General features: G+C 59.4%; 16 protein-coding genes and 2 pseudogenes. 11 read left to right on the top strand and 7 right to left on the bottom strand.

Features of this window, described 5'->3' with window-relative positions; all coding sequences use genetic code 11:
• Window positions 1-17: 17 nt before the first annotated feature.
• From ATY80_RS28960 to ATY80_RS14815, 7 genes are all read right to left on the bottom strand, one after another.
• The gene (locus tag ATY80_RS28960) at window positions 18-173 is read right to left on the bottom strand and encodes a hypothetical protein (RefSeq protein ID WP_189637158.1); all 156 of its coding nucleotides are present in this window, start codon (window positions 171-173) and stop codon (window positions 18-20) included.
• 9 nt (window positions 174-182) lie between these two features.
• On the bottom strand, window positions 183-1886 hold the full coding sequence (gene kdpA / locus ATY80_RS14840) for a potassium-transporting ATPase subunit KdpA (RefSeq protein WP_088693134.1): 1704 nt from the start codon (window positions 1884-1886) through the stop codon (window positions 183-185).
• 63 nt (window positions 1887-1949) lie between these two features.
• Window positions 1950-2039: a K(+)-transporting ATPase subunit F gene (locus ATY80_RS14835; protein ID WP_016556800.1), complete on the bottom strand. Its 90-nt coding sequence runs from the start codon at window positions 2037-2039 to the stop codon at window positions 1950-1952.
• 433 nt (window positions 2040-2472) lie between these two features.
• Window positions 2473-3126: a CDP-alcohol phosphatidyltransferase family protein gene (locus ATY80_RS14830; protein WP_088693133.1), complete on the bottom strand. Its 654-nt coding sequence runs from the start codon at window positions 3124-3126 to the stop codon at window positions 2473-2475.
• Window positions 3123-3515 carry a hypothetical protein gene (locus ATY80_RS14825; RefSeq protein ID WP_088693132.1) on the bottom strand — a complete coding sequence of 131 codons (393 nt, stop codon included), beginning with the start codon at window positions 3513-3515 and terminating at the stop codon, window positions 3123-3125. Before ATY80_RS14825 ends, ATY80_RS14830 begins: the two co-directional genes overlap by 4 nt.
• On the bottom strand, window positions 3512-4459 hold the full coding sequence (locus tag ATY80_RS14820; RefSeq protein WP_088693131.1) for a phosphatidate cytidylyltransferase: 948 nt from the start codon (window positions 4457-4459) through the stop codon (window positions 3512-3514). The genes ATY80_RS14825 and ATY80_RS14820 overlap by 4 nt, the downstream gene beginning before the upstream one ends.
• Window positions 4456-5100, bottom strand: coding sequence for a lysophospholipid acyltransferase family protein (locus ATY80_RS14815; RefSeq protein WP_088693250.1), 645 nt, complete (start codon window positions 5098-5100; stop codon window positions 4456-4458). The genes ATY80_RS14820 and ATY80_RS14815 overlap by 4 nt, the downstream gene beginning before the upstream one ends.
• A gap of 224 nt (window positions 5101-5324) precedes the next feature.
• On the opposite strand from ATY80_RS14815, the gene ATY80_RS14810 reads away from it, so the two are divergent.
• The 11 genes and pseudogenes from ATY80_RS14810 (at window position 5325) to ATY80_RS14755 (ending at window position 16523) form a co-directional block, all read left to right on the top strand.
• A complete protein-coding gene (locus ATY80_RS14810; protein WP_088693130.1) occupies window positions 5325-5639 on the top strand; it encodes a DUF6074 family protein in 315 nt (104 codons plus the stop codon).
• A 457-nt stretch (window positions 5640-6096) separates the two neighbouring features.
• Window positions 6097-7260, top strand: a complete 1164-nt coding sequence (locus ATY80_RS14805) for an isovaleryl-CoA dehydrogenase (RefSeq protein ID WP_088693129.1) — start codon at window positions 6097-6099, stop codon at window positions 7258-7260.
• Between the two features lie 35 nt (window positions 7261-7295).
• Window positions 7296-8903 carry a carboxyl transferase domain-containing protein gene (locus ATY80_RS14800; protein WP_088693128.1) on the top strand — a complete coding sequence of 536 codons (1608 nt, stop codon included), beginning with the start codon at window positions 7296-7298 and terminating at the stop codon, window positions 8901-8903.
• Between the two features lie 7 nt (window positions 8904-8910).
• The gene (locus ATY80_RS14795) at window positions 8911-10896 is read left to right on the top strand and encodes an acetyl/propionyl/methylcrotonyl-CoA carboxylase subunit alpha (protein ID WP_088693127.1); all 1986 of its coding nucleotides are present in this window, start codon (window positions 8911-8913) and stop codon (window positions 10894-10896) included.
• Window positions 10893-11780 (top strand): hydroxymethylglutaryl-CoA lyase, encoded by an 888-nt coding sequence (locus ATY80_RS14790; RefSeq protein WP_088693126.1) that lies wholly within the window; start codon window positions 10893-10895, stop codon window positions 11778-11780. Before ATY80_RS14795 ends, ATY80_RS14790 begins: the two co-directional genes overlap by 4 nt.
• Window positions 11780-12556 carry a crotonase/enoyl-CoA hydratase family protein gene (locus ATY80_RS14785; protein WP_088693125.1) on the top strand — a complete coding sequence of 259 codons (777 nt, stop codon included), beginning with the start codon at window positions 11780-11782 and terminating at the stop codon, window positions 12554-12556. Before ATY80_RS14790 ends, ATY80_RS14785 begins: the two co-directional genes overlap by 1 nt.
• A 143-nt stretch (window positions 12557-12699) precedes the next feature.
• Window positions 12700-12948, top strand: a pseudogene (locus tag ATY80_RS29610) (transcriptional regulator); the annotation flags it as partial.
• 206 nt (window positions 12949-13154) lie between these two features.
• Window positions 13155-13421, top strand: coding sequence for a helix-turn-helix domain-containing protein (locus tag ATY80_RS14775; RefSeq protein ID WP_088693124.1), 267 nt, complete (start codon window positions 13155-13157; stop codon window positions 13419-13421).
• Between the two features lie 12 nt (window positions 13422-13433).
• The gene (locus ATY80_RS14770; RefSeq protein ID WP_088693123.1) at window positions 13434-14678 is read left to right on the top strand and encodes a type II toxin-antitoxin system HipA family toxin; all 1245 of its coding nucleotides are present in this window, start codon (window positions 13434-13436) and stop codon (window positions 14676-14678) included.
• Between the two features lie 403 nt (window positions 14679-15081).
• Window positions 15082-15378: pseudogene (locus ATY80_RS14765) on the top strand (helix-turn-helix domain-containing protein); the annotation flags it as partial.
• An 809-nt stretch (window positions 15379-16187) separates the two neighbouring features.
• The gene (locus ATY80_RS14755; RefSeq protein ID WP_088693121.1) at window positions 16188-16523 is read left to right on the top strand and encodes a hypothetical protein; all 336 of its coding nucleotides are present in this window, start codon (window positions 16188-16190) and stop codon (window positions 16521-16523) included.
• The last annotated feature ends 225 nt before the right edge of the window (window positions 16524-16748 follow it).

Genomic DNA, 16748 nt, shown 5'->3' with positions numbered 1-16748 from the left:
AGGCGACCGTGATGCGATCAGCCGTGTAGAATCCGAAATACCGCGACGATGACGAGGAGGCCGGCCAGCATCACCAGGATGATGTCGGAGGCGCGGGTCATCCGCTGGCTCTCACGTCCCGGCAAACCGGGACGCGCATTGAAGGATTTGCGAAGCCTATGGCGAAGGATCATTGCTTCACCTCAGAAAGTCTGGCCGGCGATCATGACCAAATGCTCGATGACTGGACCAAGCGCCAGCGCCGGGAAGAAGGTCAGGCCGCCAACGATCAGGATCGTGCCTGCCAGGAGACCCACGAAGAGCGGTCCATCCGTCGGGAAGGTGCCGGCGGAGGCCGGAACGGTCTTCTTGGCGACGAGCGATCCAGCGATCGCGAGCGCCGGGACGATGACCAGGAAGCGACCCATCAGCATGCCCACACCGAGGGTGATGTTGTACCAAGGCGTGTTGCCGGTGAGGCCGCCGAAGGCTGAGCCGTTGTTGGCCGCAGCGGAAGTATAGGCATACAGGATCTCCGAGAAGCCGTGCGGGCCGGCCGTGCCGATAGAGGCAACGGCGGACGGCAGGACGCTGGCAATCGCCGTGAAGAGGAGCATCGCGAGCGGCAGGCAAAGAATGGCCAGCACCGCCATCTTCATCTCCTTGGCTTCGATCTTCTTGCCAAGATATTCCGGTGTGCGACCGACCATTAGCCCCGCGACGAAGATCGCGATGATCACGAAAAGCAGGATGCCGTAAAAACCTGCGCCAACGCCGCCGACGATGACTTCACCAAGCTGCATGTTGATAAGCGGGATGAGACCGCCGAGTGCCGTGAAGCTGCCGTGCATCGCATTGACCGCGCCGCAGGAGGCAGCGGTTGTGATGACGGCAAAGAGCGAGGACATGGCGACGCCAAAACGTACCTCCTTGCCCTCCATGTTGCCGCCCTCGAGGCCGAAGGCATGCATCAGCGGATTGCCTGCTGCTTCCGCCCAATAGGTGACACCGACGCCGACGATGAAGAGAAGGCCCATCGTCGCGAGAATCGCCCAGCCTTGACGCTGGTTGCCTACCATCCGGCCAAAGACGTTGGTGAGGGCCGCGCCGATCGCGAAGATCGATACCATCTGGATCATGTTCGAGATGTTGTCAGGGTTCTCGAAGGGATGCGCGGAGTTGGCGTTGAAGAAGCCGCCGCCGTTAGTGCCAAGCATCTTGATGGCAAGTTGCGAGGCAACTGGGCCGAGCGCGATCGTCTGCTTGGTGCCTTCGAGCGTCGTTGCGTCGACATAGGGGCCGAGGGTTTGCGGCACGCCAAGATAGACATAGACCAGCGTCAGCACGATGCAGATCGGCAGCAGGACGTAGAAGGTCGCGCGGATCATATCGACCCAGAAATTGCCGATCGCCTTGCCCGAGGCGCGCGCAAAGGCACGAATCAGGCCGACAGCAATGGCGATACCGGTTGCTGCCGAAACGAAATTCTGCACGGAGAGTCCTGCCATCTGCGTCAGATAGGACATGGTGCTTTCGCCACCGTAGTTCTGCCAGTTTGTGTTTGTTACGAAGCTGACGGCGGTGTTGAAGGAGAGTTCAGCTGGAACGGCGGGCATGCCGGCCGGGTTATAAGGCAAAACCGCTTGCAGGCGCATCAGCGCGTAAAGAACGAGAACGCCGAATAGATTAAAGAGCAGCATGGCAAAGGCGTACGAGGTCCAATGCTGTTCGTTGCGTTCGCTGGTACCGGCAATGGCATAAAGTCCCCGTTCGATCGGAACGAGGACCGGTGAGAGAAATGTGCGTTCGCCATTGAAGACGCGTGTCATGTAACCGCCGAGCGGTTTGACGAGCACGATGATAATCCCGCAGTAAAGCAGGATCTGAAGCCATCCGTTGAGGGTCATGGGAGGTAACTTTCAATACCCGGTTGGTTCCGCCTGTCGCGCAATCCCGGTGAGGGCGCGATGCTAGAAGCGCTCGGGGCGAATGAGAGCGTAGGTGAGGTAAACCGTTAGAAACACGGTGACGGCACCACTGAGAATATAGTCGAGGGTCATGGCGTTTCCTCCGGCTAGAGCCGGTCGCAGGCTTTGGTGTAGGCAAAGCACAGGGCGAAAAATACGATTGTTATGGCGAGTAGACCTATGTCCATCATCGATCGTGACTCCTGTTGTTCTTCTAGAGTCAGACAAGACAAAGGGCGCCATCCCATCGGGTGGCACCTATGCTTTCTGGCGTGGAGATGATCCTTGGATCTCTCGGACATCAATATGCGGCCGAAGCGCATAAGCGTTCGAGATCGGCGGCAGGGCGCGGATATAAAAATCTTATAAATAGGAGAAAAGAAAAATGCCTCGCCGAAGCGAGGCTAGTCCTAGGCCGCTTCGGGGAAAAGAAGAAGCGGCGTCGTTGTTCTATTGCCCGGCCGCGCGGCTGCAAAGCGCACTTTCCGGCTTTTCGGTACGCCTGAGGCGGATTGAGCGACGTGCATCAATTGCCCGCGCGGTCAGCCTTCAGATTTCGAACGACGTTTTTGCCTCGGCGCAGCGCCGTGAAGGCAGCGCCGACGGCGATCAGCCAGAGTGCCGCGAGCAGGACCTGGTTATGCCCGTCCCACAGCGGCTCGAGGATCGATAGAAGTGCCGCGGCCGTAATTGTCGCCATCCGGTGCTGCTTTGCCATCGGGCCTGAGAAGTCGCTCGGGGTTCCCGTCGCTCGTCCGAGCTCGCGAACATAGGCTGTCAGCACGGCAAAAGATGCCGCTGCCCAACCAAGCCCAGGCGATCCGATGCCATATCCCACGCCAGCCAGGATTAGTATATCGGCGATACGGTCGGGGAATTCGTTCCAGAATGGTCCATCGGCTGTGCCCTTGCCACCTTCGACGGCGACCATGCCGTCAAAGAGATTGCAGAGCAGCCGCAATTGGCAGAAGGCGGCCGCAAGGACTAGGAGGACTCCTCTGCTCAACCCGTCATCTCGTCCGGCGAGGAAAAACATGCCGCCCGCCAGGGCTGCGGCGATCATGCTCACTTGCGAGATCTGGTTCGGCGTAATCGACCGCGCTGCCAGCGATTGTGCAATGCGCTTTGCCCATTGTGTGTCTCTGCTGGCTAGCGGCCGCCGATCGCCCGTCTCTGTCATGCCTCGATCCTCTGTTGATAGAGAAAGTAATTGTAGACCGCTGCGTAGCTCGTCGAGACAGCCAGCGGTACCGCTATGGTTTTCAGGATTTCCGGCGTGCCGCTCAGTGCGTGGATCGAGATCAGTGCGGCAGTGGAAGCAAGACATGCGATCAGCGGTGGCGCCCACAGACCGGCGCGCCCTTTGAACTGTCTCGAGAGCCGTTCAATGACCGTCTTGAGAAAAAAGGTGAGGCAGGCCGAGAGTCCGCCCTGCACAACGCCAGCCAGCAAGGCTCGCGGCAGCGGGTGGTTGCTATTGACGAGAAGCGCCCAACCACCCATGGCGACAAACGCGAAGAGAACGTGCGTCACACTGCTCTGACCCAGGCGACGTATCAGCGCCATCATGTGACCGACCACCAGTAGCGGACAATGTGGAAGAAGATCGGTGCGGAAAAGACCACGGAATCAAGCCGGTCGATCAATCCGCCGTGTCCTTCGATCAGGTTGCCCCAATCCTTGACGCCGCGATCTCGCTTGATTGCTGACATGACGAGGCCGCCGAAGAAGCCCATCATTGTGATGACAAGGGCCAAGACGCCGGCCTGAAACGGCGTGAAAGGCGTGATCCACCATAGGGCAGCACCGATCAATGTTGCGCTCACTACGCCGCCGACAAAGCCTTCCACAGTCTTCGAAGGGGACAGGCTTGGCGCGATCTTCGTTCGACCGAACAGCTTGCCCCAGACATATTGGAGGACATCGCTGAGTTGCACGATGATCACCAGGAAGGCGATCAGGAGAACGTTGCGGCCTTCATAGCCCGGAATCGTCAACGTCAGCAGCGCGGGGACATGTGAGGCGCAGAAGACGCAGATCATCAGAGCCCACTGCACTTCGGCAATGCGTATCAGGAAACGCTCGGTATCGCCGCGCAGTACCGAAATGATTGGCATCAGCAGGAACGCGTAGATGGGAATGAAGATCGAGAAGATGCCGTATTGTCGCTCCCACAGCAGCCAATATTGCAGCGGCAGCACGACGAAGAAGGCGGCTGCGAGGGCCCAATGGTCGGCACGTTTGGTGTCGGTCAGGGTGATGAACTCGCGTAGCGCCGCGAAAGAGCAGAAGCCGAAGAGCAGCAGCACACCAACGCGACCGGCAAGAAAGGCGAGCCCGATCAGGATGACCATGATCCACCATGCCTTGATGCGCGCATTCAGATTCTCGATCGCGGCATTCGACTGACCGGCAGGCAGGCGCCGCTGCAGCAGGTAGCCGATGGTCGAGGAAACGACGAGGATCGTGAAAATGCCGAGGACGAGCATCCACAGGTCGGAGTTTGCGTTCATTGGTCACCGCCCGGGTGCTTTGGTGACAGATCGAGCAACGCTCTGCGCGCCCTGTCAAGGAAGGTTTCCTTGTTCTCACCGGCTTCGATTTGCATGGCGTCGCCAAAGGTCACGGTGCATATGAGGGGGATCGGAACAATCTCGCCCTTTGGCATGACGCGATTGAGATTGTTGATCCAGACCGGCACGAGTTGAACGTCCGGCCGGATCGAGGCGAGATGAAAAAGCCCGCTTTTGAACGGCAATAGCTGGGCATCCGTCTGGTTGCGGGTGCCTTCAGGAAAGAGGATCAGTGACGCTCCGGAATCGATGACCTCGGCCATGACTTCAATCGGATCGCGGGTGCGCTTATCGCGATCCCGCTCGATAAGCACGGCGTCGAAGACATCGCGGCCGATAAAACGGTTGATCGACGACTTTAGCCAATATTCCGCGCCGGCGACGGGGCGTGTCCGGCGCCGCAAGCTCGGTGGCAGGACCGCCCAGACCAGAATGAAATCGCCATGGCTGGAATGATTGGCAAAATAAACGCACTGGCCCTTGGGAATGCCCTCATTCGGCCAGATGGCGCGCACGGCAGTAATTGCGCGCGCGAATACCACGATGGCCGCCGCGACAGGCTTCGCAATTACCCTTCTCACCGATTTCAGCCCCCTCGCTGCATCGACAAAGCAGCACAGAAACCTAGCTGCATTTTTGATGGTTCGGAAGTCCTGCTTGCGATGGAAGGCCACCCCTCAAAATTGCCCGCCCCGACGCATCGCCGAGATTCGCGAGAGATCGAACTGGCACGTTTATCTGAGGTGAAGAGGAAAGCGTTAACCATGGTCGGCTAGGAATGAGTCGGACGCAACGGAATGAGTCGATGCCAGTACAGTCAAACAAAACTCTGCAAGCAATGACGACGAGCGAAATCGTGCTTTTCCCGGTCGCTTCGCGCGCCGGTGACATTGAACGGTGCGCGGCCGAACTGGATCGCCGCCACGGCGAGGATGCAGTCGCCTTCTGGAAGACGGAGTGCCGCCGACTGGCTGCTGAGCTGACGTCGCTTGGCTGCTCCGACGATGAGGTCCGCAACCAGGTCATGACATTCCAAGCCGAGGTCCAGGCCGAGCTGGTTCGCCGCCATCAAGTCCGGGCAATCGCCGAAAGCCGCAGCGGCCGCGCCATCAAGCGTTAATCACATCACGATCGGTTCCTGCCGCCATTTGGGCTGCCGCTTTGTCGGACAGCCCTCGAGCGGTTGAACGCGTCGTCCCGCCGACGAAATCTTTCCATATTTTGCGCCAGACGAACCGTCTTGGTTCAGAAATTCCGCGCGCCCAGTGCTAGCATCCCTTCGTTCTCGCACGGATCTGCAGAGATCCGTGCGTATTCAGGTCGTTGCCTATCTCGGGAGGAAGGGCAGATGCTGGCGGAAGATCTATCCAATATTCGCCGGAGCAAACTGGCGGTCAGAAATGTCTGGCCGACCGGAAAAGCTTGCCATTTTCGTGTTCTTCAACGAAATTTATCGGGCCAACCGGCAGTGGAGGAGCTGCCGACAAGATAAGCGCGTGAAGAACAATGACGGGAGAATCACGACACACGCATACCGGATGCTGCGCTAGTCGCGCGCCGGACTTGGGAGGGAAGGCATGTATTCCGGTGGTTTGAGATTTGGCCTGGCGGACGAGATCGAGGCGCTCCGCGACAGCGTTCGACGATTCGCGACGGAGCGCATCGCGCCGCTGGCCGCAGAGACGGACAGCAACAACAGTTTCCCAACGCCGCTCTGGCGCGAGATGGGTGATATGGGGTTGCTTGGGATCACGGCCGAGGAGGCCTATGGCGGCGCCGGCTTGGGATATCTGGCCCATTGCGTCGCGATGGAGGAGATCAGCCGTGCTTCGGCCTCTGTTGGGCTCAGCTACGGCGCCCATTCCAACCTTTGCGTCAACCAGATCAGCCGCAACGGAACGGAAACGCAGAAGTCTCGGTATTTGCCGAAGCTCATTTCGGGCGAACACATCGGCGCACTCGCCATGTCTGAGCCGGGCGCTGGGTCTGATGTCGTTTCGATGAAGCTTCGGGCGGAGAAACGAGGCGACAGTTACGTTCTCAACGGCAACAAGATGTGGATCACCAACGGTCCGGATGCAGACGTTCTGGTGGTCTACGCCAAGACCGACCCGGAAGCGGGACCGCGGGGCATCACGGCGTTCCTCATCGAGAAGACCTTCAAAGGCTTTTCAACCGGCCCGAAGCTCGACAAACTCGGCATGCGCGGCTCCAATACCTGCGAGCTGATCTTCGAGGACTGCGAGGTACCCGCGGCAAATGTGCTTGGCACTCTCGGTGGCGGTGCGCGCGTTCTGATGTCTGGGCTCGACTATGAACGTGTCGTCCTTTCCGCAGGACCGATCGGCATCATGGCGGCCTGCATGGATGTCGTCGTGCCCTATCTCCACGAGAGAAAGCAGTTCGGTCAGGCGATCGGCGAATTCCAGCTGATGCAGGGTAAACTCGCCGACATGTACGTGACCATGAACACGGCACGTGCCTATGTCTACGCGGTGGCGGCCGCCTGCGATCGCGGCGAGACGACACGCAAGGATGCTGCCGGCTGCATTCTCTATGCCGCCGAGAAGGCGACGCTTCTTGCCCTTGAGACGATCCAGGCACTCGGAGGCAACGGCTACACGAACGATTATCCCGCTGGCCGGCTACTGCGTGACGCGAAGCTCTACGAGATCGGTGCCGGAACCTCTGAAATCAGACGCATGCTGATCGGCCGCGAACTCTTTGCGGAAACGGCCTGATCCGAACGTTCATCCGACAACCATCCTGGTGACCAATGACGGTTTTGAAGTCGCAGATTTCGACGAATTCGGAGAACTTCAGGACAAATCGCGCGGCGATGGCCGAAGCGATCCATGTCATTGAGGAGGCGGCTATGAGTGCCGCAAACGGTGGCGGGCCTGCAGCGCGTGAACGTCATGTTGCCCGCGGCAAGATGCTGCCACGCGACCGTATCGCCGGTCTGCTCGATCCGGCCACACCGTTTCTGGAAATCGGATTGACCGCAGCCCACGGCATGTACGGCAACGAGGCTCCCGGCGCTGGCCTGATTACCGGTATCGGCCGCGTTTCGGGGCGCGATTGCATGATCGTCTGCAACGATGCAACCGTCAAAGGTGGCACCTATTTTCCGATGACGGTGAAGAAGCATCTGCGCGCGCAGGAAGTTGCTGCCCAGAACAATTTGCCCTGCATCTACCTGGTGGACTCGGGCGGTGCGAATTTGCCGAATCAGGACGAGGTGTTCCCGGATCGCGATCATTTCGGCCGGATATTTTATAATCAGGCCAATATGTCGGCAGCGGGAATTCCGCAGATTGCCGTGGTGATGGGTTCGTGCACGGCGGGCGGTGCCTATGTGCCTGCCATGTCCGATGAGGCGATCATCGTCGAAGGCCAGGGGACGATCTTTCTTGCCGGTCCTCCACTGGTCAAGGCCGCGACCGGCGAAGTCGTCTCCGCGGAAGATCTCGGCGGTGGCGATGTGCATACAAGGCTCTCCGGCGTCGCCGACCATCTCGCTCGTGACGATGCACACGCTCTCGCGCTGGCGAGGCGCGCTATCGCCAATCTCAATCGCTCAAAGGTCGGCGGCGTCGCGCGTCAGCCGGTTGAGGCGCCGCTGTTCGATCCCTCGGAAATAGCAGGTATCGTTCCGGCCGACCTGCGCGTGCCCTACGACGTGCGCGAAGTCATTGCCCGCATTGTCGATGGCTCGCGTTTCGATGAATTCAAGGCACGCTATGGGACGACCTTGGTCTGCGGCTTCGCCCATGTCCATGGTATACCGGTGGGCATTGTCGCCAACAACGGCGTGCTGTTTTCGGAATCGGCCCTGAAGGGCGCCCATTTCGTGGAACTCTGCTCGCAGCGCAGGATACCGCTCGTCTTCCTGCAGAACATCACTGGTTTCATGGTTGGCCGCAAATACGAAACCGAAGGCATCGCGAAGAACGGCGCCAAACTCGTGACCGCGGTCGCGACGACCGGCGTGCCGAAGGTAACGATGCTGGTTGGCGGCTCTTTCGGTGCGGGCAATTACGGCATGGCAGGGCGTGCCTTCTCGCCGCGCTTTCTCTGGACATGGCCGAACAGCCGCATCTCGGTCATGGGTGGAGAGCAGGCGGCGGGTGTCCTTGCGACCGTGCGGGGAGAAGCGCTCTCTCGCGCCGGCACCCCTTGGACGCCGGAGGAGGAGAGCAGTTTCAAGCAGCCGGTGCTTGATCTCTTCGAACGGCAGAGCCATCCGCTCTATGCCTCAGCACGTCTGTGGGACGATGGGGTGATCGACCCGGCTAAGAGCCGTGATGTGCTCGGTCTCTCTTTGTCTGCGGCGCTGAATGCTCCGATTGAAGATACGCGCTTCGGCCTGTTCCGGATGTGAGGTAGCGATGTTCCAGAAAATTCTCATCGCAAACCGTGGCGAGATAGCCTGCCGGGTAATCCGAACCGCCAGGCGCATGGGGATCGCGACGGTGGCGGTCTATTCGGATGCCGATGTCGGGGCACTGCACGTCGAGATGGCGGACGAGGCGGTTCGCCTTGGGCCGGCCAGTGCGCAGGAAAGCTATCTCTCGATCGAACGGATCCTTTCTGCGGCGGAGCGGACTGGTGCCGAAGCCATTCACCCCGGCTACGGGTTCCTCTCGGAGAATGCCGATTTTGCTGCAGCTGTAGAGGCCGCCGGCATTGTCTTCATCGGACCGCAAGCCTCCTCCATTCGTGCCATGGGACTGAAGGACTCGGCAAAGGCGTTGATGGACCAGTCGGGCGTGCCCGTTGTCCCCGGCTATCATGGCGAAGAACAAAATGACGGTTTTCTGGCTGATCAAGCGACCCTGATCGGTTACCCCGTGCTCATCAAGGCCCGCGCTGGCGGCGGCGGCAAGGGCATGCGCCGTGTCGATAGTGAAGAGGATTTTCCCGAAGCCCTCGCTGCCGCACGGCGCGAGGCGAAAGCCGCCTTCGGCGACGACGCCGTGTTGATAGAGCGCTATCTCATTCGCCCGCGCCACATCGAGGTTCAAATCTTCGGGGATCGACATGGCAACGTCGTGCATCTTTTCGAACGCGATTGTTCGCTTCAGCGCCGCCATCAGAAGGTGATCGAGGAGGCGCCGGCTCCGGGGATGACGCCGGAGATGCGCCGCGCGATGGGCGATGCCGCGGTGCGTGCGGCGCGTGCAATCTCCTATCGTGGCGCCGGCACTGTGGAGTTCATCGCGGATGTATCGAATGGCCTTTGGCCGGATCGTTTCTACTTCATGGAGATGAATACCCGCCTTCAGGTCGAGCATGCGGTCACCGAGGCGATCACCGGGGTCGATCTCGTCGAATGGCAATTGCGTATTGCCGCCGGCGAGCCGCTGCCGAAGAAACAGTCGGAGCTCGAAATCTACGGTTGGGCATTCGAAGCGCGAATTTATGCCGAGGATGCGGCCAAAGGCTTTCTGCCTGCGATAGGAACGATCAGGCATCTGGATTTTCCTGACGTTACGGCGCGGATCGATGCCGGCATTCGTCCCGGCGACACGGTCTCCGCCCATTACGATCCTCTGATCGCAAAGATGGTTGTACACGGGCCTAGCCGGAGCGTCGCTCTGTTGCGACTGACCCGGGCTTTGCAGAACTCACATGTTGTCGGCGTCACCACCAATCTCGACTTCCTCGGCAGACTGAGCGTGCAGGAGGAATTTACTGCTGGCCATCCGGATACCGGGCTGATCGATCGTAATCTTCAATCGCTGACCGCCATCGAGCCGCCAGCGGACACCGTCGTTGCTCTCGCTGCCGTCCTGTCGTTGGGCGCGCTTGCGCCATCATCGGATGGCGATCCATGGCTGACGCTGGGGCACTGGCAGCTGTGGAGTGAAATGCAGCGTATCGTCGCCCTGACCTATGAAGGCGGGCACTCAACCCTGCGGGTTGCCGCCAAAGGGTTCGATTTTTTTGCCGTGCATGACGGCAGGAGGGTCATTCCGGTGAAGATCGTCAGCCGGCAGGATGACGGATGCAGGGCGGAGGTCGATGGCCGACAGGTCCAGGTCAAGGCAAGTGCGGCAGCACATCACTTGGTGGTCAGCGTCGACCACAGGACGCATGTGTTTCACCTTGGCAACCCGCTCGATTTCAGCGCGGCTGACGTGGCGGATGGCAACAGGCTGATCGCCCCGATGCCGGGTTTCGTGAAGATCGTGCGCACGAGGTCGGGGGCGGAAGTCTCCAAGGGCGATGCGCTTGTCGTCATGGAGGCCATGAAGATGGAACTCACGCTTGTCGCGGCCCGCGACGGCACGGTGGAGGCTGTCGAGGTGAGCGAAGGACAGCAGGTCGATGAAGGCGCGGTGCTTCTGACACTCCGGGTAGAGGAGACGTGATTGTGCAGCCCGGAGAATCCACACTGCTGCCGCGGGATGTCTCGATCGTCGAGATGGCGCCGCGCGATGGCCTCCAGAACGAGAGGGACCTGATACCGACGGCGACGAAGATCGCCCTGATAGATATGATCTCGGAATGCGGTTTCGAGCGAATCGAAGCGACGAGCTTTGTCAGCCCGAAGTGGGTGCCACAGCTTGCCGACGCCGCCGAGGTGATGGCTGGTATCAAGCGCAGGCCAGGGGTGCGCTATGCAGTTCTGACGCCGAATATGAAAGGGTTCGAGGCTGCAATGGCCGCGGGCGCGGACGAAGTCGCGATCTTCGCTTCCGCCTCGGAGAGCTTCTCGCAACAGAATATCAACTGTTCCATCGCCGAGAGCATCGAACGCTTTAAGCCGGTTGCCGAAGCAAGCCGTGCGCGCGCCATCCCGATGCGTGGCTATGTCAGCTGCGTCGTCGAATGTCCCTACGAGGGAGCCGTTTCGCCCGATGCGGCGGCACGCGTCGTCGAGAGCTTGCATGCATTGGGTTGCTACGAGATCAGCCTGGGCGATACGATTGGTAAAGGACGACCGGAAGAGGTCGATCAGATGCTGGTGACCGTCCTCTCCTATGCACCCGCGACGATGCTCGCCGGTCACTTCCACGATACCGATGGTTGGGCCCTCGACAATATCGATGTTTCCTTGAAGCACGGACTGCGGGTTTTCGATGCGTCGGTTGGCGGATTGGGCGGTTGCCCTTATGCACCGGGCGCAAAAGGCAATGTCGATACGCTGGAAGTCGCACAGTTCCTTTCCCGAAAGGGGTACCGAACAGGGCTCTCTCCGGAGAAGCTCGAAGAGGCTGCGCGTTTTGCCCAAAGCCTTAGGAGCGCAGGATAATGCCGGAAACGCTGATGATTTCGATCGACGAACGGGGTGTTGCTCGGCTTACGCTGAGCCGCGAAGACAAGCACAACGCAATGTCCGCCGAGATGATCGACGAATTGACCGAAGCTGCAAGCACTCTCGGGTCGGACAGGAATGTGCGCGTCATCGTGCTTGCCGGGGCGGGAAAGAGCTTCTGTGCTGGCGGCGATCTCGAGTGGATGAGAGTCCAGTTCAAGGCAAGCCGGGCGGAGAGAATCGCCGAAGCGCGACGACTGGCGATGATGTTCAAGGCATTGAACGAGGTTCCGAAGCCGCTCATTGGCAGCGTCCACGGGAACGCTTTCGGCGGTGGGGTCGGGCTGATCAGTGTCTGTGACACGGTTATCGCTTCGGAGGCCGCACGTTTCGGTTTGACAGAGGTCCGGCTTGGCCTGATACCGGCAACGATCAGCCCTTATGTCGTGGCGCGGATCGGCAGCCCAGCCGCTAGATCCCTGTTCGTATCAGGGCGAACGTTTGATGCTGCCTACGCCAAGTCGATCGGTCTTGTCGTTTCCGTTGTTGCGCCCGCCGGTCTCGATCGCGCGGTCGACAAGGAAATCGATGAATTCATCGCGGCCTCGCCACAAGCTGCTGCACGCGCCAAGGCCCTCGCGCGTTCTCTCGCCTCGCCTATCACGGACGAGATCATCGACAGCGTGATTACTCAACTAGCAGACAGTTGGGAGACGGAAGAGGCACAGGCGGGCATTGCCGCCTTCTTCGAAAAGCGTCGATCGAATTCTTAAGCGGCAGCTCGGACTGTGGGAAGAGCTTGGGATCAAATTGAAAGCGACGCATTCTGTCCAATGGTTGAGAGGGGACTGTCTCACAGCGGTAGCGCGATTCTTGTTTCTGGGATTGCCGGCAAGGCCGACACAGGAGAAGCGAGATGATCAGGTCCGCACGTGACTTCGGAACTGCCGTCAGAAAAAACGCAAGGGACTCGGCAGGACTCAAGCCGAGCTTGCAACCCGCTCCGAGACGGGGGAGCGTTTCATCGTCAAACGTGAACCCGGCAAGCCGAGCTGCCGGCTTGAAAATGCTTTGATCGCCGCGCACACCGTCGGGATCGAGATTGGAGATCTCAACGCGACGCCACCGTCGCCGGTCGCTGCTTAAGGATGATCTCCGTTTCCTGTATAAAACTCCAAGCGAGCAACTTGTCTCGCTCGCCTCCATCCATCGTCAGCTTACCAAAAGTTCAATGGTGATCAAGTTCAGGATTTTAGCCTTCCCGATCGGGAGGATTCCCCAGATGGATGCGATTCCTTCCTCTTCGGTAAGTTTTCATGGATTCTTGAAAATTCTTCCTGTACGGTAAGCTCTACATAAGGAGAGCGTATCATGATCCGTTCGGCCGCGGAGTTCGGCGCACTTGTTCGAGAAAATAGGAAAAAACAGGGATGGACGCAAACCCAGCTAGCGGAACGCTGCGGGACGGGTGAACGCTTCATCGTCGATCTGGAAAACGGCAAGCCCAGTTGCCAACTCGAGAAATCCCTCATCGCGGCCCGAACGGTCGGCATCGATCTCGGCGACCTGAAAACCGCAGCACCGCCTGCTGCAACGGATGCCGATGACGATCTCGGCTATCTGCCCCGTTTCTCCTGATCAGGCGTCGCCGTGACCGCGATCTTCTACGAGACATTGCCCGTTGCCAATCTCATCGACCGCGATGGGATTTCGCTCACCTACGAGCCAAGCTGGGAACAACGCGCTTCGGCCTTCCCGATCTCGCTGACCATGCCCTTGCGATCCGGCACGTACGGTGCTGAGCGGGTTATGCCCTGGCTTGCCAATCTTCTTCCGGAAACATACCTCTCCGAGATCGGTCAGCAGTTGAAGGTCTCGCCTCAGGACATTCTCGGTCTTCTCATGCGTCTTGGCCGCGATACCGCAGGAGCCTTTTCGATCGGAGAACCACGCCGAGACGGAAATAATTTCCGCGTCGTGCCGGACGAGGCAGCGCTTGAGCGGATTCTGAATGAACTGCCCGAGCGACCTTTCCTGGTCGGAGAACAGGGCGTGTCGATGTCGCTCGCCGGAGTGCAGGATAAACTGCCTGTCTACCTTGCTGCAGATGGCAAGATCGCCATTCCCGTCGACGGCACGCCATCCACGCATATCCTGAAACCCGACATCAGACGCCTAACCTGCAGTGTTCAGAATGAAGCCTTCTGCATGACCCTCGCCAGGTTGTGTGAACTGGAGACCGCCGAGGTGACGACCGGTAGAGCCGGCAAGCGAGACTACCTGCTGGTCAAGCGCTATGACCGCATAGCCGACCCTCAAGGCACGATCCGCCGGATTCATCAGGAAGATTTCTGCCAGTTACTCGGCCTGTTCCCGTCGGAAAAATACGAGCGGACTGGACTTGGGCATCGGGGCGGTGCATCGCTCGTCCAGATGTTTGACGCGCTGGCGCGTTACGTGTCGCCCGCCGAACGACTGAAGCTCTTCGACGCCGTCATGTTCAACATCCTGATTTGCAACTCCGACTCCCACGCCAAGAACTATTCCGTTCTCGTCGGTGCCGCAGGGACAGCCAAACTCGCGCCGCTCTACGACCTGATGTGCGCGGCTGTCTATCAGCAGGTTGACCAGTCGCTTCCTCAGCAGATCGCGACAAAGAGTAATGCCAACGAACTTCACGGCAATGACTGGCGGCATTTCGCATCGACCGTCGGCCTGAGTCCTGCTGTCGTGACAAAACGGATACGGGAGCTTTCCGACAGGGTTGCCTCAAAGCTCGAAGAGGCACTGGGGGAGACAGAGCGCTATCCCTCATTTCATCGAGATTTTGGGGCGAACATCGTGTTTCTCATTCGCAAGAGGTGCCAGCGGATCGGACGACAGGCTATCGGCTAGCCCGTATTCGCCCTGCCCCGAGCTTTGACGTCGATTGAGACAAGACAGAGGATGCACCTGATCTTGTTGGCTCCAAAAAGCTATTCCGCGCGTGTTGGGGTGGAACCGGATTTTCCGAAGCAGCGGTGACAAAAACAGGTTGTTTGGTCGTTGCCGATGAAAAGGTCTCGCGATCAATCGCGAGCTCGGCATTGGGGACGCGCTACCTGATTAGCGGAGGTGTCCGTGCATACTCACGAACACCCGACGGCAACTATGAAGTGCATCTGTCAGGAATTTACGAGGAAACCCAAGGGCTTGTGAGTAATTGGGGAAGAGTGACCCCTGCCCGACCTGAGAGATAGGTGACGTTTCGTACCGGAGACATGGGTGACACTTTTCGCTTTTTTTGCGGGAGGTGTTGATGCCGTGGAAAGAGACTTCGGTGATGGAGGAACGTCTACGTTTTGTCGCCCGGCTGCTTGAGGGCGAAGGCATGAGCGATGTGTGCCGGGAGTTCGGCATCTCGCGCAAGACCGGCTACAAGATCTTCAATCGCTACAAGGATGACGGCCTGGAGGCGCTGACGGATCGGTCTCGACGGCCGGTGCGTTACGCCAACCAGCTGCCTGAGCCGGTCGAGGCAATGATCGTGCGGCTCAAGAAGGAGAAGCCGCATTGGGGTGCCAGGAAGATCAGGGAGCTTTTGGTGAAGCGCCTGCCGTATCCGTCGGCTGGCCATCCTCGATCTTTACGAGCGCGCCTCAGTCGTCGGGTTGCTGGAGGGGGACTTCATCGTCGCCGGCGACGAGACGACCGGCACGGTCTGGCGCGTCCCTGAGCAATTCCTGCGGCTGCTCGACGCTGACCCCGCCAAGGCGCGCGCCGAAATCATGCGGCGTCTCGGAAGGGCACCGCGCCAGATGACGACGATCGATGTGCTGATCCAGGTTCATCGTTCCAGAATGCCGATTCCGAAGTCGCGGAAATCGATTCCGATCTGCGGCAGGTCGATTCCTGTGCCGCCACCGGCACCGTTGGGATGAGTTCGGGTGACCTGCCATCGGCACAACCGCCTGAGGTATCTGAGGCTACAAGAATAAGGCGCGGTGCCAGTGATAGGACCAGTTGGTGCCTCGCGGGAATATGGCCGGATAGCTGATGCCAGGGGTAGGTCGAGAATGATTACGTAGGCCGTCCCGCAACACGTCATCTCAAGTTGGCGACGAAGCGCCTCAAGCCGGATCAAGTCGTCTGTAAATCAACTCCCGTTAGATCAAAGCGTCACGCCCTGGCCTACGTTTCGGGCAACTCGAATCACATCATCTCAAATTACCCTTCCGCGATTCCTGTTCCAGTTTTGCCGTTGCCAAAGTCCCGATTGGCGATTCCGGCAAACCGCGTTTGCGGGCGGCCGTCCGGCTGGCGATTGGAGACGAGCCGGCTGTCCGAAATGTCAACACAGGCAGTCGCCCTTGTTCCTTGCATGGCCGGCCCCGAGGCTGAGGCTCCACAACAAGGAGACAGGCAATGCCCCGGAAATCGAAACAAGAACGCAGTGCAGAACAAGTCGCCCGGCAGCAGCGGGTGAGGGATGCGGCCAAGGCCCGACGTCGGCCGTCTCGCGACGATCTAGCGAGGGTGCTGCTCTGGCAGATGATCACGGCCGCTCAGGGACGGGAAGATGCGCGGCTCGCCCTGAACAAGCTCAGCGAAGCCATCGTCGGCGAGCTGGAACGCCAGGGCTTCGATGTCCGGGAGAGCGAGAACGTCTTCGAAGACTTGGCCGATCGGTATTCGGATGGCCTGTTTCCATTCCGGCCCAAATGGCATCTCAAGCCCCTACCTAAGGTCTCCCAACCATGATGGTGATGGCGCGGTATAGTGGTGTTTGCTCACACTTCCTCTGAAGGCCTGCAACATTGTTCCGCAAACGGCGTTCCATACTTCCCAACGTCTTCCCCCCCATTACTCCTCATCACGGCGTTTGCAGTGGAATCGAAAATACTCAGCAGTTCGTGATTGCCTGTTCTCTGGGTTGCAATGGTGCTGCGAACACTATTCATATTGAGTAATCAATGGGAATGCGGG

Source organism: Rhizobium sp. R711 (assembly GCF_002211365.1).
GTDB lineage: Bacteria > Pseudomonadota > Alphaproteobacteria > Rhizobiales > Rhizobiaceae > Rhizobium.
This window is presented reverse-complemented; position numbering and strand designations above follow the sequence as displayed.

Excerpts from the sequence above, each read along its gene's own strand:
- ATY80_RS28960 (WP_189637158.1), bottom strand. The coding sequence starts at position 173 with ATGATCCTTCGCCATAGGCTTCGCAAATCCTTCAATGCGCGTCCCGGT.
- kdpA (WP_088693134.1), bottom strand. The coding sequence starts at position 1,886 with ATGACCCTCAACGGATGGCTTCAGATCCTGCTTTACTGCGGGATTATC.
- ATY80_RS14835 (WP_016556800.1), bottom strand. The coding sequence starts at position 2,039 with ATGACCCTCGACTATATTCTCAGTGGTGCCGTCACCGTGTTTCTAACG.
- ATY80_RS14830 (WP_088693133.1), bottom strand. The coding sequence starts at position 3,126 with ATGACAGAGACGGGCGATCGGCGGCCGCTAGCCAGCAGAGACACACAA.
- ATY80_RS14825 (WP_088693132.1), bottom strand. The coding sequence starts at position 3,515 with ATGATGGCGCTGATACGTCGCCTGGGTCAGAGCAGTGTGACGCACGTT.
- ATY80_RS14820 (WP_088693131.1), bottom strand. The coding sequence starts at position 4,459 with ATGAACGCAAACTCCGACCTGTGGATGCTCGTCCTCGGCATTTTCACG.
- ATY80_RS14810 (WP_088693130.1), top strand. The coding sequence starts at position 5,325 with ATGCCAGTACAGTCAAACAAAACTCTGCAAGCAATGACGACGAGCGAA.
- ATY80_RS14805 (WP_088693129.1), top strand. The coding sequence starts at position 6,097 with ATGTATTCCGGTGGTTTGAGATTTGGCCTGGCGGACGAGATCGAGGCG.
- ATY80_RS14800 (WP_088693128.1), top strand. The coding sequence starts at position 7,296 with ATGACGGTTTTGAAGTCGCAGATTTCGACGAATTCGGAGAACTTCAGG.
- ATY80_RS14795 (WP_088693127.1), top strand. The coding sequence starts at position 8,911 with ATGTTCCAGAAAATTCTCATCGCAAACCGTGGCGAGATAGCCTGCCGG.
- ATY80_RS14785 (WP_088693125.1), top strand. The coding sequence starts at position 11,780 with ATGCCGGAAACGCTGATGATTTCGATCGACGAACGGGGTGTTGCTCGG.
- ATY80_RS14775 (WP_088693124.1), top strand. The coding sequence starts at position 13,155 with ATGATCCGTTCGGCCGCGGAGTTCGGCGCACTTGTTCGAGAAAATAGG.
- ATY80_RS14755 (WP_088693121.1), top strand. The coding sequence starts at position 16,188 with ATGCCCCGGAAATCGAAACAAGAACGCAGTGCAGAACAAGTCGCCCGG.